This is a genomic window from Nocardioides marinquilinus (assembly GCF_039543705.1).
GTDB classification, from domain to species: domain Bacteria; phylum Actinomycetota; class Actinomycetes; order Propionibacteriales; family Nocardioidaceae; genus Nocardioides; species Nocardioides marinquilinus.
In genome coordinates, this window is the sequence record NZ_BAABKG010000004.1 from 58,334 (window position 1) to 81,101 (window position 22,768).

22 protein-coding genes are annotated in these 22,768 nt (G+C 74.3%); 9 read left to right on the forward strand and 13 right to left on the reverse strand.

Features of this window, described 5'->3' with window-relative positions; all coding sequences use genetic code 11:
* Window positions 1–180 precede the first annotated feature (180 nt).
* From ABEA04_RS15710 to ABEA04_RS15720, 3 genes are read left to right on the forward strand one after another with little or no spacing between them, the layout of a single operon-like run.
* Entirely contained in the window at window positions 181–1,518 is a 1,338-nt protein-coding gene (locus tag ABEA04_RS15710; protein ID WP_345460561.1) for an ammonium transporter, read from the forward strand.
* Window positions 1,515–1,853: a P-II family nitrogen regulator gene (locus tag ABEA04_RS15715; RefSeq protein WP_345460564.1), complete on the forward strand. Its 339-nt coding sequence runs from the start codon at window positions 1,515–1,517 to the stop codon at window positions 1,851–1,853. The genes ABEA04_RS15710 and ABEA04_RS15715 overlap by 4 nt, the downstream gene beginning before the upstream one ends.
* Window positions 1,854–1,884: 31 nt before the next feature.
* Window positions 1,885–4,149, forward strand: coding sequence for a [protein-PII] uridylyltransferase (locus ABEA04_RS15720; protein ID WP_345460567.1), 2,265 nt, complete (start codon window positions 1,885–1,887; stop codon window positions 4,147–4,149).
* 334 nt (window positions 4,150–4,483) lie between these two features.
* Here ABEA04_RS15720 and ABEA04_RS15725 read toward each other — a convergent pair whose 3' ends face one another.
* Genes ABEA04_RS15725 through ABEA04_RS15735 form a run of 3 tightly spaced genes read right to left on the reverse strand, consistent with a single transcriptional unit; the run spans window position 4,484 to window position 7,919 of the window.
* Entirely contained in the window at window positions 4,484–5,329 is an 846-nt protein-coding gene (locus ABEA04_RS15725; RefSeq protein ID WP_345460570.1) for a transglutaminase family protein, read from the reverse strand.
* Window positions 5,326–6,273: an alpha-E domain-containing protein gene (locus ABEA04_RS15730; RefSeq protein ID WP_345460573.1), complete on the reverse strand. Its 948-nt coding sequence runs from the start codon at window positions 6,271–6,273 to the stop codon at window positions 5,326–5,328. Before ABEA04_RS15730 ends, ABEA04_RS15725 begins: the two co-directional genes overlap by 4 nt.
* Entirely contained in the window at window positions 6,267–7,919 is a 1,653-nt protein-coding gene (locus tag ABEA04_RS15735) for a circularly permuted type 2 ATP-grasp protein (protein WP_345460576.1), read from the reverse strand. Before ABEA04_RS15735 ends, ABEA04_RS15730 begins: the two co-directional genes overlap by 7 nt.
* 77 nt (window positions 7,920–7,996) lie before the next feature.
* On the opposite strand from ABEA04_RS15735, the gene ABEA04_RS15740 reads away from it, so the two are divergent.
* Together ABEA04_RS15740 and ABEA04_RS15745 are read left to right on the forward strand one after the other, a co-directional pair.
* Window positions 7,997–8,188: a hypothetical protein gene (locus ABEA04_RS15740; RefSeq protein WP_345460579.1), complete on the forward strand. Its 192-nt coding sequence runs from the start codon at window positions 7,997–7,999 to the stop codon at window positions 8,186–8,188.
* A 9-nt stretch (window positions 8,189–8,197) separates the two neighbouring features.
* Window positions 8,198–8,491 carry a hypothetical protein gene (locus ABEA04_RS15745; protein WP_345460582.1) on the forward strand — a complete coding sequence of 98 codons (294 nt, stop codon included), beginning with the start codon at window positions 8,198–8,200 and terminating at the stop codon, window positions 8,489–8,491.
* A 395-nt stretch (window positions 8,492–8,886) separates the two neighbouring features.
* Here ABEA04_RS15745 and ABEA04_RS15750 read toward each other — a convergent pair whose 3' ends face one another.
* The 6 genes from ABEA04_RS15750 to ABEA04_RS15775 form a co-directional block, all read right to left on the reverse strand.
* The gene (locus tag ABEA04_RS15750) at window positions 8,887–10,098 is read right to left on the reverse strand and encodes a PQQ-dependent sugar dehydrogenase (RefSeq protein ID WP_345460585.1); all 1,212 of its coding nucleotides are present in this window, start codon (window positions 10,096–10,098) and stop codon (window positions 8,887–8,889) included.
* Window positions 10,099–10,152: 54 nt separating this feature from the next.
* Window positions 10,153–10,767, reverse strand: coding sequence for a response regulator (locus ABEA04_RS15755; RefSeq protein WP_345460588.1), 615 nt, complete (start codon window positions 10,765–10,767; stop codon window positions 10,153–10,155).
* Window positions 10,764–11,945: a sensor histidine kinase gene (locus ABEA04_RS15760; RefSeq protein WP_345460591.1), complete on the reverse strand. Its 1,182-nt coding sequence runs from the start codon at window positions 11,943–11,945 to the stop codon at window positions 10,764–10,766. The genes ABEA04_RS15755 and ABEA04_RS15760 overlap by 4 nt, the downstream gene beginning before the upstream one ends.
* A 21-nt stretch (window positions 11,946–11,966) precedes the next feature.
* A complete protein-coding gene (locus ABEA04_RS15765) occupies window positions 11,967–12,773 on the reverse strand; it encodes an ABC transporter permease (protein WP_345460594.1) in 807 nt (268 codons plus the stop codon).
* Window positions 12,770–13,714, reverse strand: a complete 945-nt coding sequence (locus tag ABEA04_RS15770; protein ID WP_345460597.1) for an ABC transporter ATP-binding protein — start codon at window positions 13,712–13,714, stop codon at window positions 12,770–12,772. Before ABEA04_RS15770 ends, ABEA04_RS15765 begins: the two co-directional genes overlap by 4 nt.
* Window positions 13,715–13,812: 98 nt before the next feature.
* Complete coding sequence (locus tag ABEA04_RS15775; RefSeq protein ID WP_345460600.1) at window positions 13,813–15,354, reverse strand: S10 family peptidase; 1,542 nt, start codon at window positions 15,352–15,354, stop codon at window positions 13,813–13,815.
* 147 nt (window positions 15,355–15,501) lie between these two features.
* Here ABEA04_RS15775 and ABEA04_RS15780 point away from each other — a divergent pair, with 147 nt between their 5' ends.
* Window positions 15,502–15,948, forward strand: coding sequence for a GreA/GreB family elongation factor (locus ABEA04_RS15780; RefSeq protein WP_345460603.1), 447 nt, complete (start codon window positions 15,502–15,504; stop codon window positions 15,946–15,948).
* A gap of 306 nt (window positions 15,949–16,254) precedes the next feature.
* Here the strand turns inward: ABEA04_RS15780 and panB are convergent, their stop codons facing one another.
* Window positions 16,255–17,133, reverse strand: a complete 879-nt coding sequence (gene panB, locus ABEA04_RS15785; RefSeq protein ID WP_345460606.1) for a 3-methyl-2-oxobutanoate hydroxymethyltransferase — start codon at window positions 17,131–17,133, stop codon at window positions 16,255–16,257.
* An 89-nt stretch (window positions 17,134–17,222) separates the two neighbouring features.
* On the opposite strand from panB, the gene ABEA04_RS15790 reads away from it, so the two are divergent.
* Entirely contained in the window at window positions 17,223–17,939 is a 717-nt protein-coding gene (locus tag ABEA04_RS15790) for a methyltransferase domain-containing protein (protein WP_345460609.1), read from the forward strand.
* Here ABEA04_RS15790 and ABEA04_RS15795 read toward each other — a convergent pair.
* From ABEA04_RS15795 to ABEA04_RS15805, 3 genes are all read right to left on the reverse strand, one after another.
* Window positions 17,915–18,823: a phosphotransferase family protein gene (locus ABEA04_RS15795; RefSeq protein WP_345460612.1), complete on the reverse strand. Its 909-nt coding sequence runs from the start codon at window positions 18,821–18,823 to the stop codon at window positions 17,915–17,917. The genes ABEA04_RS15790 and ABEA04_RS15795 overlap by 25 nt on opposite strands.
* A 12-nt stretch (window positions 18,824–18,835) precedes the next feature.
* Window positions 18,836–19,249 carry a VOC family protein gene (locus ABEA04_RS15800; protein ID WP_345460614.1) on the reverse strand — a complete coding sequence of 138 codons (414 nt, stop codon included), beginning with the start codon at window positions 19,247–19,249 and terminating at the stop codon, window positions 18,836–18,838.
* A 71-nt stretch (window positions 19,250–19,320) separates the two neighbouring features.
* Complete coding sequence (locus ABEA04_RS15805; protein WP_345460617.1) at window positions 19,321–19,797, reverse strand: VOC family protein; 477 nt, start codon at window positions 19,795–19,797, stop codon at window positions 19,321–19,323.
* A gap of 126 nt (window positions 19,798–19,923) precedes the next feature.
* On the opposite strand from ABEA04_RS15805, the gene ABEA04_RS15810 reads away from it, so the two are divergent.
* On the forward strand, window positions 19,924–20,427 hold the full coding sequence (locus ABEA04_RS15810; RefSeq protein ID WP_345460620.1) for a SigE family RNA polymerase sigma factor: 504 nt from the start codon (window positions 19,924–19,926) through the stop codon (window positions 20,425–20,427).
* The gene (locus ABEA04_RS15815) at window positions 20,424–22,649 is read left to right on the forward strand and encodes a hypothetical protein (protein ID WP_345460622.1); all 2,226 of its coding nucleotides are present in this window, start codon (window positions 20,424–20,426) and stop codon (window positions 22,647–22,649) included. The genes ABEA04_RS15810 and ABEA04_RS15815 overlap by 4 nt, the downstream gene beginning before the upstream one ends.
* Window positions 22,650–22,768 lie beyond the last annotated feature (119 nt).

Below are 22,768 nucleotides of genomic sequence, written 5' to 3' on the forward strand. Positions count from 1 at the left end.
GGGCGAAACGCGTTCGTAACACCGGGGCCGATCTCGTTGCACCCGCGCAACACGGCGCCGCCGGTGACGAAACCTCCGACCCGGAGAGTCCTCGACAACGCGGCCGAACGCCACGCCCGACGACGGAGTCGGCGCGTCGCCGAGGCCCACACACTCTCGCTGGGACCCACTGGAGGTTCTGTGGACGGCTACTACGCCTTCATGCTCATCGCCACGGCGTTCGTCTTGATGATGACCGTGCCCGCACTCGCCCTCTTCTACGGCGGCATGTCGCGGTCGAAGTCGGTGCTCAACATGATCATGATGTCGTTCGTCGCGGTGGCGCTCGTCGGCATCGCCTACGTCGCCATCGGCTGGTCGATGGGCTGGAGCGGCGACGGCACCTTCTTCGCCGACCCGTTCGCGCTGTTCTTCCTCGACGGCGTCACCACCGACAGCTACATCGGCGTCATGTTCCAGATGACGTTCGCGATCATCACCGCCGCGCTCATCAGCGGCGCGGTGGCCGACCGGATGAAGTTCTCGGCCTGGGTGGTCTTCGTGCCCGTCTGGTCGATCCTGGTCTACTTCCCGCTGGCCCACATGGTGTTCAGCTGCACGCCCGACTCGCTCATCTGCGGCCGCATCGGCGCCCAGGACTACGCGGGCGGCACCGCCGTCCACATCAACGCCGGCGTCGCGGCCCTCGTGCTCGCGCTCGTGCTCGGCAAGCGGGTCGGCTGGCCCAAGGACAAGATGCGCCCGCACAACCTGACCCTCACCATGCTCGGTGCGGGCATGCTGTGGCTCGGCTGGTACGGCTTCAACGTCGGCTCGATCGTCTTCGCCGACGGCGTCTACAGCGACGAGCAGTTCTTCGCCGAGACCGGCCGCACCTTCGCCAACACCACGCTCGCCACGATGGCCGCCATCCTCGGCTGGCTGATCATCGAGCGCATCCTGCACGGCAAGGCCACCTCGCTGGGCGCCGCCTCGGGCATCGTGGCCGGCCTGGTCGCCATCACCCCGGCTGCCGGTGCGGTCGACATCGAGGGCGCGATCGCCATCGGCGCTATCGCCGGTGCCGTCTGCGCCTGGGCCGTCGGCCTGAAGTTCAAGTTCGGCCTCGACGACTCGCTCGACGTCGTCGGCGTCCACCTCGTCGGCGGCATCGTCGGCACGGTGCTGATCGGCGTCTTCTCCACCGCGGAGGGCGCGGGCGGCGTCGACGGCCTGCTGTACGGCGGCGGGCTCGGCTCGCTCGGCGACCAGGCGCTCGGCGCGCTCGTGGCGATCCTGTACTCGGGCATCCTGACCACGGTCATCGCGCTCGCCATCAAGTTCACCATGGGTCTGCGCATCGACGAGGACGACGAGGTCGGCGGCATCGACCTGGCGCAGCACGGCGAGTCGGCCTACGACCTGCACACCGCCAGCTTCGCCGGCGCCCCGAGCACCGGGGTGCTGGCCAAGAGCACCGCGCCGCCGGTCGCCCCCGGCACCGGTTCCAGCAGCGACAAGGAAGGAGCCTCCGCATGAAGCTCGTGACCGCGGTGATCAAGCCGCACAAGTGGGAGGACGTCCGCGAGGCCCTCGAGACCTTCGGCGTCACCGGCATGACCGTCAGCGAGGTCAGCGGCTACGGCCGGCAGAAGGGCCACACCGAGGTCTACCGCGGCGCGGAGTACGACATCGCGCTCGTGCCGAAGATCCGCATCGAGATCGTGGTCGACGACGCCGACGCCGACGACGTGGTGGGCATCGTGGTGAAGACCGCGCAGACCGGCCGCATCGGCGACGGCAAGGTGTGGGTCAGCTCCGTCGAGAGCGTCGTGCGGGTGCGCACCGGCGACCGCGACGGCGAAGCGCTCTGATCTCTCCGGACCGAGAGGAGCAGGGGAGCCGGTGACCGCGGCCGAACGTGCCGAGCGCACCGAGGCCGCCGACCGGCTCTGCCGCACGGCGTACGCCGCGGCCTTCGGGCCCGGCGCGCCGGGCGGCGGGGCCGAGGCCGGGGTCGCCCTGGTCGCGGTCGGCGGCTACGGCCGCGGTGAGCTGGCCCCCTGCTCCGACCTCGACGTGGTGCTCGTCCACGAGGACCACGTCGAGGTCGACGAGGCGGCCGCCACGCTCTGGTACCCGATGTGGGACGCCGGCGTGCGGCTCGACCACTCGGTGCGCTCCCTGGCGGGCATGGTCGACGCCGCCGAGGCCGACCACCGGGTCGCGGCGGGCCTGCTCGACGCCCGCCACGTCGCGGGCGACCCGAACCTGACCCTGCGGCTGCGCACCACGATGCTCGCCGAGTGGCGGCGCGGCGCCCGCGAGCGGCTGCCCGCCATCAAGCAGGCCACCGACACCCGGCACCGCACGATCGGCGAGCTGGCGCACCTGTCGGTGCCCGACGTCAAGGAGGCCGAGGGCGGCCTGCGCGATGCCACGACGCTGCGGGCGCTGGTGGCGACCTGGCTGGTCGACGTCCCGACCACCGACCTCGAGACCGGACGACGCGTGCTGCTCGACGTGCGCGACGTCGTCCACGACCTCGCCGGCCGGGCCACCGACCGGATCGTGCCCGAGGCGTGGGAGCCCCTGGCCGAGGCGCTCGGGCTGCCCGACGACCGGGCCGCCCAGCGACACGTGCGCGAGGCCGGACGCCGCCTGACGCACCTCTCGCGACTGGCGTGGCGTCGTGTGGACGGCGTCCTCACCCGCCCCCGCTCGCCGGGCGCCCGGCGGCCACGCCTCGAGCGCCTCGCGCCCGGGGTCTCGCTGGCCGCGGGCGAGGTGGTGCTGAACCGGCACGCCGACCCGGCCACCGACCCGGCGCTGCTGCTGCGCGCCGCCACCGCCGCCGCCGAGCGCGGCGTCGACCTGGCCCCGGCGACCGCGGCCCGGCTGGCGCGTGAGGCGGCCCCGCTGCCCGAGCCGTGGCCCGAGGAGGCGCGGCGGCTGCTGGTGCGGCTGCTGGCCTCCGGGCGCGGGCTGCTCGCGGTGTGGGAGACGCTGGAGGAGACCGGCGCGCTCGGGGGCGTGCTGCCCGAGTGGGAGCGGATCCGGATGCTGCCGCACGCCTCGGTGATCCACCGCTTCACCGTCGACCGGCACGTCGTCGAGACCTGCGTCGAGGCGTCGGGGCTGATCCGCTCGGTCGGGCGGCCCGACGTGCTCGTGGTGGCGGCGCTGCTGCACGACATCGGCAAGGGCGGGCTGACCGAGCACAGCGTGGCCGGCGAGCCGATCGCCCGGACCGTCGCCGAGCGCATCGGGTTCGACGCCGAGGCCGTCGACCTCGTGGGGCTGCTCGTGCGCCACCACCTGCTGCTGCCCGAGGTGGCCACGACCCGCGACCCCGACGACCCCGCCACCGTCGAGGCGGTGACCTCGCGCGTGGGCAGCACCGAGGCGCTCGACCTGCTGCGCGCCCTCACCGAGGCCGACGCCAAGGCCACCGCACCCCAGGCGTGGACGACGTGGCGGGCCGGCCTGGTGAGCGACCTGGTGCGGCGCGCCCGCGTCGTCCTCGACACCGGGGCGGCCGCCCCGCCGCCGGCGCGCGACCTGGCCGGCGAGGTGGTGCTGCCCGCCGGGATCGGCGACGACGAGGTGTCGGTGAGCGTGGAGCCGCTCGCCGACGGCACGCGCGTGACGGCCGTGGCCCGCGACCGTGTCGGGCTGCTCGCCGACGTCTCGGCGGTGCTGGCGCTGCAGCGGATGCCGGTGCGCGCCGCCCGCGCGTGGTCGCAGGGCGAGCCTCCCCACCAGCTCGGGATCTCGGTGTGGGAGGTCACGGCCGAGGCCGCCGACCCCGCCGTGCTGCGCGAGCGCTTCGACGCGGTGGTGGGCGGGCGGGTCGACGTGACCCGCCGGCTGGCCCCGCGCGGACGGTCGGACGGCGCCCTGGCGCCGTCGGTGGTCGTGCGCCCCGAGGCCAGCGACCACGCCACGGTGCTCGAGGTGCGTGCGGCCGACCGGCCGGGCGTCGTCCACCTCGTGTGCGCGACGCTGGCCGGGCTCGACGTCGCCGTCCGCTCGGCCCACGTCGACACCCTCGGCCCGCAGGCCGTCGACGTGTTCTACCTGCAGGAGCCCGCCGCCGGCGCGCTGTCGGAGACCCGCGCCGCCGACGCCGCGCACGCCGTCCGCGCCGCGCTGACGGCCGGCGGTTGAGCAGCCGCGAGACCGCGCAGGGTCACCGCGAACGCAGGTGTGGAGGGCAGGAGGTCTCGAGGCTCGGCCGTGGCCGGCCTCGCACCTCGACCACCGTGACGGCCGCCCCTGCCCGGCCTCGCACCTCGACCACCGTGACGGTCGTCCCTGCCCGGCCTCGCACCTCGACCGCCGCGACGGTCGCCCCTGCCCGGCCTCGCACCTCGACCGCCGTGACGGCCGCCCCTGCCCGGCCTCGCACCTCGACCGCCGTGAGGGTCGCGCTCCGACGATGGTCGAGGTGCGAGGAGCCCTGGCGACGAGCCTCGAGACCACCGGCCCTCCGCGCGAACGCTCAGGCGAGCAGGGTGAGGTCGACCTCGACCGTCATGTCGCTGGTGGCCGAGCCGGAGTAGATGCCCGAGAGCGGGCGGACGTCGCCGTAGTCGCGGCCGTGGGCGAGGGTGACGTAGCGGTCGCCGGGCTCCTCGGCGTGGCTCGGGTCGAAGCCGCGCCAGCCGTCGTCCCACCACTCCAGCCAGGCGTGCGAGGCGCCGCGGGCCGCGACGCCGAGGGTGGGGCTCGTCTCGGGGTGCACGTAGCCCGAGACGTAGCGCGCCGGGACGCCGATGCTGCGCAGCGCGCCGACGCCGAGGTGGGCCATGTCCTGGCAGACGCCGGCGCGCTGGGCCCACGCGGTGGCCGCGGTGGTGTGCACGTCGGTCGAGCCGGTCGTGTAGGCGACCTCGTCGTGCACCAGCCGGCACAGCGCGCGGGCGGCGTCACCGGGGTGGTCGTGCTCGGCCGCGAGCCGACGGGCGTGCTCGGCGAGCTCGTCGGGCGGCGCGACGACGTCGGGCAGGGTGAGGTACTCGGTCCAGCGGTCGGCGACCGCGGGCGTCTCGAGGTCGGCCCACGCGAGCACCGGCGGGGGAGCGGCCGGCCGGTCGACGTGCACCGTCGACGTCGCCGTCACCGCCATCGACTCGTGCGGGTCGAGCACCTCGAACGCGGTGACGGCAGTGCCGAAGTAGTCGCGGTAGTCGTAGGTCCACGGCTTCGGGCTGACCTCGAGACGGTGGTGCACCACGATCTGCTCGGGCGTGGTCACCGGCGTCAGCCGCGCCTGGTTGTAGGAGGCGACGGCCTTGCCGTCGTAGTCGAACCGCGTGGTGTGCGCGATGCGCAGCTGCATCGTCATGCGGAGGTCACCCCCTGCCAGGCCAGCGCCTCGGCGCCGGCGAAGAACCGTCTCGTGACGGCGTCCGTGGCGAGCGCGCAGGTGCGCTGCATCCGCTCCATCTCGGCCGGCAGGTCGGCCACGACGTCGGCCAGCGAGCGGTACTCCAGCTCGGTGCGGGCCCGGCCCAGCAGCCGCTGCGCCTCGTTGCTGAACCCGGCGCGGGCGCCGGCCGTCGTCCCCGGCGACTCGAGGTTGGCCAGGCACTGCTCGGCCCGGTTGAGGGAGAAGACGACCGAGCGCGGGAACAGCCGGTCGAGCAGGAGGAACTCGGCCGCCGTCCGCTCGGAGGTGACGCCGCGGTAGGCCCGCAGGAAGGCCTCGTAGGCGCCGCAGGCGCGCAGCGTGCTGGTCCACTGGTCGCTGGTGCCACCGCTGGTGACGGCCGCGGTGGCGATGAGCCGGGAGGTCATGTCGGCCCGCTCGATGCAGCGGCCCAGCACCAGGAAGTGCCAGCCCTCGTCGCGGGTCATGGTGGCGTCGGCGGTGCCGTTGATCAGCGCCGACCGCTCGCGCACCCACTGGAAGATGCCGGGGGCACGGCGTTGGGCGAAGCGGCCCGAGACGATGTCGCGGTAGGTGGTGTTGATGACCTCCCACAGCGGCACCGACAGCGTCTCGCGGGCCCGGCGCGCGCTCTCGCGGGCGGCGCCGACGGCGGCGGCGATCGAGGTCGGCGAGGTCGTGTCGTAGGCCAGCGCACCCAGCACGAAGGCGAGGTCGACGTGGTCGGGGGCGTCGTCCACGCCCATGATCGACAGCAGGCCGTGACAGGTGTCGTCCTCGTCGAGGGTGGCGTCCTCGAGCAGCAGCGAGGTCTGCACGTCGAGGATCCGCGCGGTGTCCTCGGCCCGCTCGACGTAGCGGCCGATCCAGAACATCGACTCCGCGATCCGGCTCAGCACGGGGCGCCCTCCGTCCGCGTCGGTTGTTGCTGCTGTTGCTGTTGCTGTTGCTGCTGCTCCCGCTCGGCGAGGTCGGCCAGCACCGGGCCCGGCGTCTCGCGGGTCGCGGGCGGTGGCTCGGGCGGCTCCGGACGGCGTGCCGGCTCGGCAGCGCCTGCTCGGCCGGCTCGGTCGGATCGGTCGGCCGGCGGGATGTCGTCCGCCCGGTCGGTGCGCGGCCCGGCGAGCACCCAGGTGTCCTTCGAGCCGCCACCGCGCGAGGAGTTGACGATCAGCTCGCCCTCGGCGAGCGCGACGCGGGTCAGGCCGCCGGGCAGCACCCAGACCCGGCTGCCGTCGTGGACGGCGAACGGCCGCAGGTCGACGTGGCGGGCGCCGAGCGCGCCGTCCACGAAGGTCGGCACGGTGGACAGCTGCACGACCGGCTGCGCGATCCACGAGCGCGGGTCGGCGAGCACCTTGGTGCGCAGCTCGTCGAGCTCGGCGCGGGAGGCGCGCGGGCCGATGACGATGCCCTTTCCGCCCGACCCGTCGACCGGCTTGAGCACCAGCTCGTCGAGGCGGTCGAGCACCTCCTCGCGCGCCTCGGCGTCGCCGACGCGCCAGGTGTCGACGTTGCGCAGCAGCGGCTCCTCGGACAGGTAGTACCGGATGATGTCGGGCAGGTAGGTGTAGACCAGCTTGTCGTCGGCGACGCCGTTGCCCACCGCGTTGGCCAGCGTGACGTTGCCGGCGCGGCAGGCGTCGATGAGGCCGGGGCAGCCGAGCATCGAGTCGGCGCGGAAGTGCACCGGGTCGAGGAACTCGTCGTCGACGCGGCGGTAGACGACGTGCACCGGGGCCAGCCCGCGCGTGGTGCGCATCATCAGCCGGCCGCGGCGGCACTCGAGGTCGCGGCCCTCGACGAGCTCGACGCCCATCGTGCGCGCCAGCAGCGCGTGCTCGAAGTAGGCGCCGTTGTAGACGCCCGGGGTCAGGACGACGACCGTCGGGTCGGCGACGCCGGCCGGGGCCGCGGCCCGCAGCGCGGCGAGCAGCCGCTGCGGGTAGGCCGCGACCGGACGGATGCGGTGGGCCGCGATCGTCTCGGGCAGCGCCGAGCTGATGGCGCGCCGGTTGGTCATCACGTAGCTGACCCCCGACGGCACGCGCACGTTGTCCTCGAGCACCCGGAACTCGCCGGCGTTGTCACGCACCAGGTCGATGCCCGAGACGTGCACCCGGACGCCGTTCGGGGGCCGCACGCCGGCGGCGGCGCGGTGGTAGTGGCTCGAGGTGGTGATGACCCGGCGCGGGATGACGCCGTCGTCGAAGACCTGGCCGGCGTCGTAGATGTCGGTCAGGAACAGCTCGAGCGCCCGCACCCGCTGCTGCACGCCGGCGTCGATGCTCGCCCAGGTCGCCTGCTCGATGACCCGCGGCAGGATGTCGAGGGGGAACGCCCGCTCCTCGCCGCCGATGTCGAAGGTGACGCCCTGGTCGAGGTAGCCCGCCTGCAGCGCCTCGACCCGGCTGACCAGCTCGGGCTGGGTCAGCGCCTGCAGCGAGGTGCGCAGCCGCTGGTAGGGCGGCCGGAGCGCCCGGCCGTCGAACATCTCGTCGTACGCCGGTCCGGTGCCCGCGTAGCCCTCGAACATCGCGCTCATGCCCGCAGACCCTAGTGTTCGGCGGCCCGGTCGGCGCGCGTCGTCCGGGTGGGGCGGGACGGGGGTAACTTCGGACCATGGCCGACGAGCAGGAGTACTGGTACTGCACCAAGCACCACCGGGTCGAGGGAAGCGACGGCTGCGCCAACCGCGACCGCCTCGGGCCCTACCCGACCGAGGCCGAGGCGGCCCGTGCGCTCGAGACCGCGCAGGAGAAGAGCGAGGCCTGGGATAACGACCCGCGCTGGAACGACAAGCGCGAGGACTGACCCTCCCCGATGGCGTGGCCGCGCCGGCGCCGGGTGGCCCGGCCGCCACGGCGCACCGACTTCTGGCCGTTCGGCGGCATGATCCTCATGGCCGCCGCCTTCTTCCTGTACGCCGTCAGCGGCCTCGTCGCGCCCTGGTGGGCCGTCGTGCTGCTGCTGGTGCTGTGGCTGGTGGTCTTCGTGGCGTGCTGCCGCTGGTTCACCACCCACCCGCGCCGCATCACCGTCGCCGCGGTGTCGCTCGTCGCGGTGTGGTTCGTGGTGCTGGTCGCCGGCGCGCGGTGGTGGGGGTGGTCGGCGTAGGCCGCTCTTCGTCCGGTCGGGTCGGGGGAGCGGTGCGTCAGTTACCGAATCGGCGTCCGGAACGGTAATCAGGTCACCGCCGTCCCGGGCCGCGTCGGGGGAGCGGTGCGTGAGTTACCGATTCCGGGTCGGGAACGGTAATCAGGTCACCGCCGTCCCGGGCTGGGTCGGGGGAGCGGTGCGTCAGTTACCGATTCCGGGTCGGGAACGGTAATCAGGTCACCGCCGCCCCGGGCTGGGTCGGGGGAGCGGTGCGTGAGTTACCGAATCGGTGTCCGGAACGGTCACCAGGTCACCGCCGCCCCGGGCTGGGTCGGGGGAGCGGTGCGTGAGTTACCGAATCGGCGTCCGGAACGGTCACCAGCTCACCGCCGCGCCGGGCCGCGGACGCCGGCCTACTGCGGGCGGACGAGGAGGGCCCGGCCGGTGCCGCCGTCGCCGTCGGTGAGGACGAGGAGGCCGCCGTTGACCTGGACGGCGGTGCGCAGGCGGCCGTAGCGGCCGCGGAGGGCGGCGGGGGCGGAGACCCTGGGGTTGAACCCCCGGGCGCCGAAGCGCATGAACAGCAGCCGCTCGTCCTTGAGCACCGCGACGGCGAGCGCGCCGTTGAGCGCACCCCACCGCTTGCCGTAGACGAACGTCGCACCGGACGTCGCGACCGTCGGGTCGCCGGAGCGCCAGCGGGCGCCGTACTGCTTGCCGGGCAGCGAGAAGTCGGTCATCGGCACCGACTCGTCGTAGCCGGGCACCGGGTTCCAGCCGTAGTCGCCGCCGGCGACGAGCCGGTTGACCTCGTCGTCGCGGTAGGAGCCGTGCTCGACCGACCACAGCGTGCCGTCGGAGCGCTGGGCGAGGCCCTGCACGTTACGGTGGCCGTAGGTCAGCAGCTTGCGGGTGGCGGCGTTCTCGGAGCGGATGAACGGGTTGCTCGGCCAGGCGGCGCCGGTGAACCGGTTGACCCGCAGCGTCTTGCCGCCCAGCGAGCGCTTGTCGCGCGGGTTGCTGCCCACGGCGGCGTCGCCGGTGCCGACGACCAGGGCGCCGCCCCGCGTGACGAGCAGCCGGCAGCCGCCGTGGCGGCCGCTGGTGGTGGGCAGCCCGGCGACGAGGGTGTTGATCAGCGTCACCCGCCCGCCGCCCGGCGCCAGTCGCCAGGCGTTGACCCGGATGTCGTGCTGCCCGGGCCGCTTGATCCACCCGCTGCACGTGTAGATGCGGCGGTTCGAGGCGAACCCGGGGTCGACCTCGAGCCCCATGAGGCCGGTCTCGCCCGACGTCCAGATGCGGTCGCTGGGGAAGCCGACGGTCTGCTTGCCCCCGCCCGGCCTGGCGAGCGTCAGTCGGGCCGGGTCGCGCTCGGTGAGCAGCAGCGACCCGCTGGGCAGCTGGACGGCGTCCCACGGGTGGTTCAGCCCCTGCACGCGCGTCGACACGCGCAGCGCCGGGACCTTCGCCCGAGCGGCCGGCGCGGCCGGCGCGGCCGGCGCGGCCGGAGCCGTGGCCGACGAGCCCGGCGCCGCGACGACGGCACCGGACGGCGCCGGCACCTCCGCGAGCAGCGGGACGAGCAGGGCGAGCAGTGCGGACGTGACGAGCGTGCGCCTCATGCGCGTGAATCTAGCCGCGAGCACCGGCTCCGCGCATCGTCCGTCCTGCTGGTCCTAAAGCCAGCCGTTGCCGTCGGCGATGACGACCGCCTCGCCGCGGTTGGCCGCGCCGGTCTTGCCGATGGCGGCGGAGAGGTGGTTGCGCACGGTGCCCTCCGACAGCGAGACCCGCCGCGCGACGACGGCGATGGAGGCGCCGTCGCGGGCGGCCCGCAGCACGTCGGTCTCGCGCGCGGTCAGCGGCGACTCCCCGGCGGTCAGCGAGTCGGCGGCGAGCGTCGGGTCGACCACCCGCAGCCCGGCGTGCACCCGGCGGACGGCGTCGGCCAGCTGCGCGGCGGGGGTGTCCTTGACCACGAAGCCCACCGCACCGGCCTGCAGCGCGCGCCGCAGGAAGCCGGGCCGGCCGAACGTCGTCACGATCAGCACCCGGGTGGCGGGCGAGACCTCCCGCACCCGCGCCGTCGCCTCGATGCCGTCGAGGCCGGGCATCTCGACGTCGAGCAGCGCGACGTCGGGCCGGTGGACGCCGGCCAGCCCGACCGCCTCGGTGCCCGACCCGGCCTCGGCCACGACCTCGAGGTCGGGCTCGAGCTGCAGCAGCGCCGAGAGCGCCCCCCGCACGAGCGCCTGGTCGTCGGCCAGCAGCAACCGGATCGGCGCGCTCACCGCGCGACCACGGCGACCGAGAACCCGGGGGAGAGGTCGCGGGTGACGACGGTGGCCCCGGCGGCCACCGCCCGTTCGCGCAGCCCGGTCAGCCCCGCCCCGGCGCCGGGCCCCGCCCCGGCGCCGGGCCCCGGGCCGTCGCCGCAGCCGACGCCGTCGTCGCGCACCTCGGCCGAGGTGGGGCCGAGCAGGATCTCGCAGGTGCCGGCCCGCGAGTGGCGCAGCACGTTGGTGACGCCCTCGCGCACGGTCCAGGCGAACAGCTCGCGCAGCTCGCCGGGCACGTCGTCGGTGGTGTTCGGCACCCGGGCCACGATGCCGCCCGCCTCGAGCGCCAACCGGGCGCGTGACAGCTCACCGGGCAGCGTGATCTCGCGGTAGCCGTCGACGGCGCGGCGCACGTCGGCCAGCGCGTCACGGCTCAGCCGCTCGAGGTCGGCCACCTCGGCCCGGGCGCGCTCGGGGTCGACGTCCATGAGCCGGCCGGCCAGCTCGGCCTTGACCGTGATGACGGTGAGGGAGTGGCCGAGGATGTCGTGCAGGTCGCGGGCGAAGCGGGTGCGCTCGTTCTCGACGACGAGGTTCTCGTTGCGGCGGTAGGCGTCGACCAGCTCGATGTTGCGGCTCATGACCGTGCGCAGCCCGAAGACCGCGACGGAGGCGGCGAGCAGCCCGAAGGCGGTGCCGACCTGGCTGCCCCAGCCCTCGACGGCGCTGAGCCCGATCGTCACCACCACCAGCGCCACCACCAGCGGCCAGGCCACGCGGGGCGGGAAGACCATCACGAGCCCGACGCCGATGTAGACGACCGAGGTGAGGCCGGTCTCGCCGAGCGAGGCGACCATCACGCCGCCGAGGACGACGAGCGCCCCCACGTAGCCGATCGACCAGCGCAGCGGCGGTGCCTCGATCATCCGGGCCCGGTCGGCCCGAGAGCGCAGCCACAGCCACATGTAGACGACCGCGAAGACCACGGTGGCCGCGACGCCGACCCAGCCGGCGACGGTGTCGCGGCGGCTCCAGCCCTCCGAGAGCGGGTCGAGGAGGAAGAAGAGCCAGACGACGGCGAAGAACGGGCCGAGGCGGCCGACGGGGGCGGGCGGGCCGGCCGCCGCCATCCGCGACGGCCGCGACGGCCGCGACGGCCGCGACCGGCTCGGGACGCCCACGCCGCTCACGCCGCTCAACCTAGGCGAGGCTCACACGCGCGCGGTGTCGCGGCTCATGCGCCACGCGGCGCCGGCCACGAACAGGCCCAGCCAGACCACGGCGTTGACCACGGCGAACCACGGCAGCTCGTGGGTCAGCGGCGAGCGGGCGACCTCGGAGACGCCGTACATGGGCGTGAAGTAGGCGATGTGCCGCACGACGTCGCTGTACTGGTCGAGGGGGATGAACAGTCCGCCGAGGAACGACAGCACCGCGAGGCCGGGGCCGAGCACCTGCATCACGTTCTCGCTGGGCAGCAGGTAGCCGGCGAAGATGCCGAGCGCGGCGAAGGTGACGGTGCAGAGCAGGGTCACCAGCCCGCACTCGATCCAGGTCGCCAACGGCATCTCGGCCTTGCCCTGCACGGCTCCGACGACGTTGACGATCGTCACCGCGAAGGCACCCATCACCAGCGCCACGATCGCCTTGACCGCGATGTAGGCGGCCGGCTTGAGCGGCGTGAGCCGCAGCTGGCGCGACCAGCCGAGGGCCCGCTCGACCGCGACGTTCGCGCCGGCGGCGGCCGAGATGAGCGCGCCGCCGTACAGCGCCATCGAGATCAGGATGTAGGCCGAGACGTTGCCGTCGCCGACGGCCTCGGCGCCGTCGCTGCCCGAGCCGAAGACGAAGAACAGGATGGCGGGGAAGAACAGCGCGAAGAAGATGGTGCGCTTGTTGCGCAGCATCCGGCGCAGCTCGATGGCGAGCAGGGTGCGGTTGAAGCCGCCGAGCGGCGGCACGCGCCGGGCGGTGACGTCGTGGCGGGCGGTGGTCGCGGTGCTGGCGGTGGCGCTCATCGGGCGTCCTCTCCGGTCAGGCTCAAGAAGGCCTCCTCGAGGCCCTGGGCGGTGATCTCCAGGTCGTGGGCGGGGGTGTGGTCGAGCAGGTGGCGGGCGACGGCGTCGCTGTCCTTGGTGTGGACGACGACCGTCTCGCCCCGCACGTCGACGCCCTCGACGCCGGGGAGCGCCCCGATGGCGGCGGCGTGGTCGCCGGCCCCGGGGAGGGTGGCGCGCACGGTGCGGCCGGAGGCGAGGGCCTTGATCTCGGCGCCGGTGCCGTCGGCGACGACCCGGCCCTTGCGCACCAGCACGATGCGGTCGGCGTACTGGTCGGCCTCCTCGAGGTAGTGCGTCGCGAAGACGACGGTGCGGCCGCGGGCGGCGTCGGCGCGGAGCGTGGCCCAGAAGCGGCGGCGGCCCTCGACGTCCATGCCGGTGGTCGGCTCGTCGAGCAGCAGCAGGGCCGGGTCGGGCAGCAGCGCCATGGCGAACCGCAGCCGCTGCTGCTCGCCGCCGGAGCAGGCGCCGACCTTGCGGCCGGCGAGCTCGGAGATGCCGGCGTCGGCGAGCACGTCGTCGACGGGGCGGGTGTCGGCGAACAGGCTGGCGGTGTAGGCGACGGTCTCGCGCACGGTCATGTCCTTGACCAGGCCGCCGCTCTGCATGACGGCCGCGACGAGGCCACGGGCGACGGCGGCGCGGGGCTCGAGCCCGAGCACCTCGACCGAGCCGGTGGTCGGGCGCGACAGGCCGAGCACCATGTCGATGGTGGTGGTCTTGCCGGCGCCGTTGGGGCCGAGGACGGCGACGATCTCGCCCTGGTGCAGGTCGAGGTCGATGCCGGCGACGGCCTCGACGTCACCGAAGCGCTTGGTGACGCCGCGGAGGCAGACGGCGGTGACGGCGTCCGGTGACGTCGCGGCGGCCCCGTCCGAGAGGGTCTGGGTGGTGGTCATGGCCCCACCCTGCGACCGGGACGGCGTCCGCCCCTGGCCCGATCGTCACGACCTGACCGTGACGATTGTCAGGGGTGGTCAGGGGTGTCGGGTGTGCCTCAGCCGCCCGAGGCGCGGCGCACGAAGTCGGCGAGGTCGCGACCCTGCTGCACCCGCGACGGCTCGTGGACGTACATCATGTGGCCGGCCTCGTAGTAGGCCAGCTCGATGTTGGCGCGCAGCTCGGGGGTCAGCCGCAGGTGCGCGATGACGTCCTCGGCGGCGTAGTGGGGCGTGGCGCCGTCGAAGTAGCCCTGGGCGACGTGCACCAACAGGTGGGGGTTGGCGCGCATCGCCCGCTCCAGCTCGGGCGAGACGTCGATCGGGCGGCCCTCGAAGTCCTTGAACGACCAGGGGTGCACCCGGCGACTGATCTGCTCGTAGGGCAGGTCGTTCTCGTAGCGCAGCTCGTGGCGCACGTAGTGGTTGAACGCCGCCGAGTAGGGCCGTCCGATCGCGTCCATCGAGGGGTCGGCGTCCATGTGCTCGGCGATGGCGGACGCCGCCGGGCCGGTGAAGCGCCCGTCGATGCGTCCGGCGGTGAGGCGCTGGTCGCGCAGCAGCTCGCCGAAGAAGCGCCAGTGCTCGATGCGCAGGTCGGCCCGGTCTACGTAGGCCTCGGTGAGGCCGGTCAGCTCGGCCAATCGGCGGACGGCGGTCGCGCGCTCCTTCGCGGTGAGGCGGTCGCCGCGCGAGAGCACCCACGGGTAGTCGCGCGCGGCGTACTCCTCGGCGTCGCGCACGGCCTTGCGCAGCGAGGTGCGGCCCAGCCGGCCGTGGTACTGCGCGATGGCGGCGTAGGTGGGCAGGTAGAGCGCGTGGGCGCGGTCGTTGCGCTGGTTCTCGAAGTCGATCGACGACAGGTCGAGCACGCTCGAGATGAGCACCAGCCCGTTGACGGCCATGCCGTAGCGCGACTGCAGCCGCTCGACCAGCGCGGCGCCGCGCAGGGTGCCGTAGGACTCGCCCAGCACGAAGGTGGGGGAGAGCCAGCGGCGGTGGCGCGTCGTCCACAGGCGGACGAGCTCGGCGATCGACTCGATGTCGCCCTGGTAGCCGTGGAACGGCGCGGCCTTGGTGCCCTTGACCGCGCGGGAGTAGCCCGTGGAGACCGGGTCGATGAGCACGAGGTCGCTGACCGCGAGCAGGCTCTCGGCGTTGTCGACCAGGGCGTACGGCGGGGGCAGCAGGTCGCCGGCGTCGCCCATGACGACGCGGCGCGGGCCGAGCAGGCCGAGGTGCAGCCACACGCTCGAGCTGCCGGGGCCGCCGTTGAAGGCGAAGGTGACGGGCCGGGCGGGGTCGGGCGCCCCGCCGTCCCCCTCACCGCCGTCCCCGTCGCCGGTGAGTGCGACGTAGGAGGTGATCGAGACCTCGGCCTTGGCGACGTGGCCGGTGAAGACGCCGTCCTCGTAGACCTCCTCGCGCAGGACGACGCGGCCGGTGGTCGCCTCGTAGGGGAGGGTGCGGCGTCCGAGGCGGAGGGAGTGGCGCGTGGTGACGAGGTCGTCGGTGGGCTCGGCGGGCCGGGTCTCCGTACCTGCCGCCGCCGGGGTGGGGGTGGTCGCCGAAGGGGTGGTCGCGAGGGGGTCCGAGCTCACGAAATTCACCCTAACGTCTCAGGAACGGGGTGAAGCGGGCATGGAATTCGCGCTGCGAGGGTTAGGCCCCGGCAGACGGGTCATACCCCGACTGCAGAGGGCTCACCGGCCGCCGTTCCCACGGCCAACGCACGAAGGAAATTCCTCATGACGATCACCACCTCCGACGAGCGACGCACCGTCCTCGAGGACCGCCTCACCGCCCTGCGCGCCGAGCGCGACCAGGCCCAGGCCGAGACCGTCGCGGAGGCGGTCGGCGACGTCGTCGACCGCGCGACGAACGTCGAGGCCAGCATCCGGCTGCAGCTGCTCGACGAGCGCATCGCCGCCCTCGAGCTCGAGATCGCCGAGGCGGCCGAGGGCACCCACGTCGACGGCGTCGTCTCGGTCGGCGACGTGGTCGTCGTCGACCTCGGTGACGGCCCCGAGTCGTTCGTGATCGGCTCGGTCGAGCAGGCCGCCGCCGGGCTCGAGACCATCACCCCCCACAGCCCCCTCGGCCAGGCCATCGTCGGCGCCAAGGTCGGCGAGACCGTCAGCTACTCGCCGCGCAAGGGCGTCACGCTCGAGGCCACCGTCGTCTCCACCGCCTGACCCGCACTCGCACCGAGACCCACCCGCCGCCCACCCGCGGGTGGCCACGGACCCTGAACCCGTCGAAGGGGCTTTCGACGAGCTCAGGGTCCGTGGCACGTCCGGGTGTCAGACGGTGTGCTCGGGTCCCGGTGGTTGAGCAGCGAGGAACGAGCGTCGTCGAAACCACCGGCCCTCCACGGGGACGTTCCCGCGGGCCTTGCGTGGTCTCGACACGCCCGTCGCGACCTCGTCCCTCGGTCGCGGGGCTCGCTCGACCTGGCCGGGACCGACGGACCGCTCGTTCCTCGCGGTCCGCCGCCCGTCTCAGAAGGTGTGCTCGGGGCCGGGGAAGGCCCCGCTCTTCACCTCGGCGTCGAAGGTGCGGGCGGCGTCGAGCAGGACGCCGTGCAGGTCGGCGTACTGCTTGACGAAGCGCGCCATCTTGCCGGTGCGCAGGCCGAAGGCGTCCTGCCACACCAGCACCTGCCCGTCGCAGCCGACGCCGGCGCCGATGCCGATGGTGGGGATCTCGAGCCGCTCGGTGATCTGCGCGGCGACGTCGCCGGGCACCATCTCCATCACGATCGCGAAGGCACCGGCGTCCTGCATGGCCTCGGCGGCGTGCACCAGCCGGTCGGCGGCGTCGCCGCGGCCCTGCACCCGGTAGCCGCCGAGGGCGTGCTCGCTCTGCGGCGTGAAGCCGATGTGGGCCATGACCGGGATGCCGTTGGTGGCGAGCTTGTCGACCTGCGGCGCCACCTCGGCCCCGCCCTCGAGCTTGACGGCGTGCGCGCCGCCCTCCTTCATGAACCGCACCGCGGTGTGGAACGCCTGCTCGGGCGAGGCCTGGTAGCTGCCGAACGGCAGGTCGGCCAGCACCAGCCCGCGCCGGGCGGTGCGGGCCACGGCGCGCACCAGCGGCAGCAGCTCGTCGACCGTGACGGGGATGGTGGTCTCGTAGCCCAGCACGTTGTTGGCGGCGGAGTCGCCGATGAACAGCACGTCGATGCCGGCCTCGTCGAAGACCGCCGCGGTGTGCATGTCGTAGACGGTGAGCATCGAGATCTTCTCGCCGCGCTGCTTCATCTCGCGCAGGTAGTGGGTGCGCACCCGCTTGCGCGGCGCGGACGAGGTGGACGTCCCGCTCGCTCCCCCTGCGCCGTAGGGCGGGGTCTCCTCGGGCGTGCTCGTGCTCTCGCTCATGGCTGCTCTCCGATCCTCACGCCTCGCGGCTCCCGGCCGGGAGTCCACGGGCGTCGTCAAGGCTAGGGATTCGCCCTACGGTGGTCACTGTGGCCCAGCACACACCCCCCGCGCCCGATCCCGCCGCGGCTCCGCAGCCCCGCGACTGGGACCTGCGTGCCGACGTCCTGTCGACCGAGGCGCTCGCCTCCGGCGACCCGACCGCCTGGTTCGACCGCCTCTACGCCGAGGGCGCCGCCGGCGAGGTCGGCATGCCGTGGGAGCGCGACGAGCCCCAGGCGCAGTTCGCGCCGTGGTTCGAGGCGTGGCTGGCGCGGCACGGCGGCGACGGGCGCGGACGCCGCGCGGTCGTGGTGGGCTGCGGGCTCGGCGCCGACGCCGAGCACCTGGCCGCGCACGGGTTCGAGACGGTCGGCTTCGACGTCGCGCCCACCGCCATCGAGCAGGCGAAGGCGCGCCACGCTGGCTCGACGGTCGAGTATCGCGTGGCCGACCTGCTCGACCTCGACCCAGGTCTCGTCGGCCGCTTCGACCTCGTCGTCGAGATCTTCACGCTGCAGGCGCTGCCGAACCCGCCGCGCGCGCAGGCGGCCGCGGCGATCGCGTCGCTGCTCGCCCCCGGCGGCACGCTGGTGCTGGTGGCCTTCCGCGACACCGGCCTCCCGGCGCCCGAGCTGCCGCCCTACCCGCTCACCGAGTCAGACCTGCTGCTGGTCGAGACCGGCGGCGTCGTGCTCACCGCGACGGCCGAGGTCGCCGACGGCGAGCGGTGGCTGGTGACCTACGAGCGACCCGACCTCGGGTAGCCGGGCCGCTCCAGCTCCTCCATCAGTCCCTCGACGGCCGTGCGTGCGTCGGCGGTGTCGGCGTGCGGACCCTCGAACCAGGCGGCGTACTGACCCACCTCCTCCAGGCGCCACTCGAGGTCGAACAGCTCGAGCATCTCCGGGTCGCCGCGGTCGAGGGTGCGCAGGTCGCGCTCGGCGGGGGCCAGCCGGACCGACTCCCAGTCGACCAGCAGCAGCCGGCCGTCGGCCGTGACGAGCTGGTTGTGCAGCCCGGGCTCGCCGTGGGTCACCACCCAAGGCCGCTGGGGCGCCACCGACGCCAGGTGGTGGTGGCGCGCGACCCAGCGGTGCACGTCGTCGAGCCGCTCGACCAGGGCGGTGCGGACCCGCTCGCCGTGGGGACCGGCCGTCCAGGGCCGCCGCACCCGTGACGCGAGGTCGTCGGCGAGGCCGGGCGGGACGACGGTCCGCCACCGGGGCGTGGTCGCCGGCGGCGTCGCGCGGTGCAGCGCGTCGAGCACGGCCGCGGTGGCCGGCTCGTCGAGGGCGGCCGGGCGGACGGCGTCCAGCCACGGCGTGACGCTGAGCGGGCCGGACCCGCACGGCACGACCCACGGCGCCAGACCGGCGTGCACGGCGTCGACGGACCTCGCCAGCTCGGCCGCCGTGGCGTAGGCGTCGTGCAGCGAGCCGGCGTCGGCGTGACGGGCTCCGGCGACGCCGACGACGTCGAGGGTGACGAACAGCCGCGGCTCGCCGTCGGCCGAGGCGCGCCAGTGGTGCGCCCCGAACCCGACGGGCAGGTGCTCCACGGCGTCGACCCCGTCGACGGCCTCGGGCCACCCGGCCTGCACGGCAACGAGAATGTCGGCGTCGAGGACGCCGTCCGGCCGCTCGTGCACGCCGCGAGCGTGTCAGGAGCCGGCGATGTTGACCAGCCAGTTGTAGCCGTACCGGTCCTTGACCTGGCCGAAGTGGTCGCCCCAGGGCGCCTGCTCGAGCGGGACGTCGATGCTGCCGCCGTCGGCGAGCGCCTCGAACCAGCCGCGCAGGGTGGCCTCGTCGTCGCCGGAGAGCGAGATGTGCAGGTTGCCCTGGTCGTGGGTCATGCCGGGCGGCACGTCGGCGACCATGATCGCGACGCCGTCGCTGACCATGAGGTCGGAGTGCATGACCAGGTGCTGTTGGTCCTCCGGCATCCCCATGCCGCCGACGTCGGCGAAGCTCATGACGTTCGGCTCGCCGCCGAAGACGGAGGCGTAGAACTCGATCACCTCGCGGGCGTCGCCGTCCTTGCGCTGCAGGTAGGGGTTGAGGCGGGTGGCCATGGCGTGCTCCTTGCTGTCGGTGGTGCGTGGCTGGTGCGTGGTGGGCGCGTGGTGGTGCGTGATGGTGCAGGTCAGGGGACGGCGGGGGCCGCGGCGTCGGCGGCGGCCTCGAGGTCGGCGACCACGAGGCGGCGCATGCCGAGCATCGCCTCGGTGGCCGCGGCGGCGCGCGCCGGGTCGGGGTCGGCGAGCAGCTCGTAGAACCGGGTGGGCACGATCTGCCACGAGAGCCCGAAGCGGTCCTTGACCCAGCCGCACACCAGCTCCTCTCCGCCGTCGGCGAGGGAGTGCCAGTAGTAGTCGACCTCGCTCTGGTCGCGACAGTCGATGCTGAACGAGACCGCGGGGGTGAACCGGGCGTGCTCCGGTCCGCCGTTGATGCCGCGGAACCGGACGCCGGCGATGGTGAAGTCGCCCGCCAGCACCGTGCCGTCGTCCGGGCGGCGCGCGAGGTGGCCGACGCGCGCGTCGGGGAAGATCGCGGTGTAGAACACCGCCGCCTCCTCGAGCCGGTCGTCGAACCACAGGCACGGGCTGATCGTGGTCATGGCCTCATCGACCGGCGCTACCTCGCGAACTCATCGCTGGGCCCGACGAAGTCGTGCCAACCTGCCATCGTCCCAGCGGCGTTGAGCGGGTGAGGGCACGACGACGGACGACGGGAGCGGGGCGGCGTGGACGAGCGGGAGTTCACCGAGTGGGCGGGCGGGTGCGAGCGCGCCCTGCTGCGCTCGGCCTACCTGCTCACCGGCGACCTGCACCGCGCCCAGGACCTGGTGCAGGAGGCGCTCACCAAGGTCGCGCTGCGGTGGCCGCGGCTGCGCGAGGGCAACCCCACGGCGTACGCCCGCACGATCATCGTGCGCGACAACGTCAGCTGGTGGCGCAAGCGGCGACGCGAGTCGGTCTCGGACGACGTCGGGAGGGCCGACGCCGCCGGCGGAGCCGTGAGCACCGACCCGGACGCCGCGCTGGTGGTCCGCCGGGCGCTGGCCCGGCTGACGTCGTCCCAGCGGGCGGTCGTCGTGCTGCGCCACTTCGACGACCTCTCCGAGCGCGAGACCGCCGACGCGCTGGGCGTGAGCGTCGGCACCGTCAAGAGCCAGAACGCCGCCGCGCTGGCGCGGCTGCGCACCGGCGCGCCCGAGCTGCTCGACCTGATCGGGAGGACCCGATGAACGACCGCCCCGACCCGCACGACCTGCACGACCTGCTCGCGCACGCCACCGACGCCATCGAGCGTCCGCACCTGGCGGGCACCGCGCTGCGGGAGGCCCACCGCCGCCGGGTGCGTCGGCGGGGTGCTGCCGCAGCGTTCGTCGCCTCGGCCGCGGTCGTCGGCGTGGTGGCCACGACACTCGGCGGGTCGCTCGTCGCCGACCCGGCCCCGCCGCCGCAGGGGACGCCGACGCCGACCGGGACGCCGTCGGGCACGCCGTCACCGGACGACGGGCGCACCGGGCCAGCGACCTGGCCGACCTTCGACCCTCGCACCGCGCCCGACCTGCCCCCGGCTCCCGACGACCTCGCGCCGGCGCTGCCGCGCGTCGTCGACCCGCCGGCGTCCGCGCCGAGCGTGGCGCAGGACCCGATGCCGGCGGCGGTGGTGGCGAGCGTGGACCGCGACGCGGGGTTGGTGCGGTTGCTCGGCACCGACGGCCGGTGGCGCACGCAGGCGGTGTCGCAGGAGACGCCGTCCGCGGCCCTCAGCCCGAGCGGCACGTCACTCGTGGTGTGGGACTACGTGGCCTACGACGCCTCGGTGGTCGACCTGACCACCGGCGAGGACCGCACGGTCCCGCCGCCCGACCCGGCGGCGGTCGGCGTGCTCGAGGCGCCCAATTGGCTCTGGCTCGACGACGAGACGCTGACCACCGTCGGCTTCGACCGCTCCTTCGTCGTCGACGCCGACACCGGCACGGCCGAGCGGGCCCCCTTCGACCTCGGTGGGCTGTCGTCGGCGGTCGACTCCGACGGCGCGGTGATGACCAGCGCACAGTGGACGACGCCCAACGTCTTGACCGACTGGGCCGGCGGTGAGCCGCGGGAGGTGTCGATGGAGCGGACGGGACGGCTGTCGTATCTCGCGGCGGACGACGACGGCACCGTGGCCGGCACGTCGTACGACGGGCGCCCCTTCGCGGTGGTGGCCGACCGTCGCACCCTGACGCCGTGGGCCCTGCTGCCGGTTCGTGACCGTGGAGCCGCCTACAGCAACGGCGGGCTGTCGGTGCTCGGGCTGGCCGAGGACGACACCGTGCTGCTGCGGGTGGCGCGGCTCGGCACCGGCGACTACGCCGGCTTCGACGTCGTCGCCTTCGACCCCGGCACCGGCGAGGTCTCGCTGGTCTCCTCGCTCTCCTCGGGCGACGCCTTCGCGGCCGGGCTGCTGCGCGAGGTCGCGGCGCCGCCGCCGCCCGACCCCGAGCCGCCGGTCGCCGACCCGGTCGAGCCCGCCGACGTCCAGACGGCGTGGGACCCCGACGACGTCGAGAGCCTGCCCTGGGACGACACGCTCGGCCTGCCGCGCGACCTCTCCGTCGGCGTCGGCGCCGCCGAGCGTGGTGCGGCGCGGGCGGTCGCGGTGGCCGACGGGGCGGTGAGCGTGCTCGGCCCGGCCGGCTGGTACGTCGGGGCCGAGCTGCCCGACGGCGTCGGCGACGACGCCACGGTGGCGATCGCGCCCGACGGGTCGCGGTTCGCGGTGGTGGACGGCGACGTGCTCGCCGTCTCGACGGACGACGGGTGGACGACGCTGCCGCTGCCGCGGGCCTTCTCGGGGGCGGGCGACTTCTACACCGACCTCGACTTCGTCGGCACCGACCGGCTGCTGCTGGGGGAGTGGAACCGGTTCTGGGAGATCGACGTCGCCGGCGGGGACGCCGTGCGGCTGCCGTTCGACGTGATCGACGAGGTGGTGCCGGCCGGCGGCGACGTGCTGGCCGACCGCTACTCCGACACCGAGGTCAATGTGCTGGAGCGGTGGCGCGACGGGACGGCCACCGTGCTCGGCGACCTGTCGGCGCTGGAGAGCACGCAGCGCCCGGCGTCCGACGGCGCCTCGCTGGTCACCGTGCGCGCCGACGGCGGCTACTACGGCGGCCAGCCCGACGTCACCGACACCGACGGCCTGCTGGCGCTCGACCTCGACGGGCTCACCGTGCGCGGCTTCCTGCCCGTGCCGTCACGGGCCTCGTTCTACTCCGACAACGCCAACCTCACCCCGCTCGGCTTCACCGACCCCGACACGGTGCTGGCCGAGGTGCGGCCCGCCGGGTCGCCGGGCACGACGTGGCTGGTGACGTGGGCGGTCGGGACCGGCGAGGTGCACCGGGTCGCCTCGTTCCCCACCGACCAGCCCCGCCTCGCCCTCGCCCTCGACGCCCTCGGTGCGGACTGAGTCTCCCGACCACGCGAACCGACCCACGGATCCTGAGCCGGTCGAAGGGCCCTTCGACGAGCTCACGGTCCGTGTGGTCGCCCTGGCCTCGACGGGCCAGCGGTCTCGAGGCTCGTCGC

Excerpts from the sequence above, each read along its gene's own strand:
- ABEA04_RS15715 (WP_345460564.1), top strand. The coding sequence starts at position 1,515 with ATGAAGCTCGTGACCGCGGTGATCAAGCCGCACAAGTGGGAGGACGTC.
- ABEA04_RS15725 (WP_345460570.1), bottom strand. The coding sequence starts at position 5,329 with ATGACGATGCAGCTGCGCATCGCGCACACCACGCGGTTCGACTACGAC.
- ABEA04_RS15735 (WP_345460576.1), bottom strand. The coding sequence starts at position 7,919 with ATGAGCGCGATGTTCGAGGGCTACGCGGGCACCGGACCGGCGTACGAC.
- ABEA04_RS15740 (WP_345460579.1), top strand. The coding sequence starts at position 7,997 with ATGGCCGACGAGCAGGAGTACTGGTACTGCACCAAGCACCACCGGGTC.
- ABEA04_RS15745 (WP_345460582.1), top strand. The coding sequence starts at position 8,198 with ATGGCGTGGCCGCGCCGGCGCCGGGTGGCCCGGCCGCCACGGCGCACC.
- ABEA04_RS15750 (WP_345460585.1), bottom strand. The coding sequence starts at position 10,098 with ATGAGGCGCACGCTCGTCACGTCCGCACTGCTCGCCCTGCTCGTCCCG.
- ABEA04_RS15765 (WP_345460594.1), bottom strand. The coding sequence starts at position 12,773 with ATGAGCGCCACCGCCAGCACCGCGACCACCGCCCGCCACGACGTCACC.
- ABEA04_RS15770 (WP_345460597.1), bottom strand. The coding sequence starts at position 13,714 with ATGACCACCACCCAGACCCTCTCGGACGGGGCCGCCGCGACGTCACCG.
- ABEA04_RS15780 (WP_345460603.1), top strand. The coding sequence starts at position 15,502 with ATGACGATCACCACCTCCGACGAGCGACGCACCGTCCTCGAGGACCGC.
- panB (WP_345460606.1), bottom strand. The coding sequence starts at position 17,133 with ATGAGCGAGAGCACGAGCACGCCCGAGGAGACCCCGCCCTACGGCGCA.
- ABEA04_RS15800 (WP_345460614.1), bottom strand. The coding sequence starts at position 19,249 with ATGGCCACCCGCCTCAACCCCTACCTGCAGCGCAAGGACGGCGACGCC.
- ABEA04_RS15805 (WP_345460617.1), bottom strand. The coding sequence starts at position 19,797 with ATGACCACGATCAGCCCGTGCCTGTGGTTCGACGACCGGCTCGAGGAG.
- ABEA04_RS15815 (WP_345460622.1), top strand. The coding sequence starts at position 20,424 with ATGAACGACCGCCCCGACCCGCACGACCTGCACGACCTGCTCGCGCAC.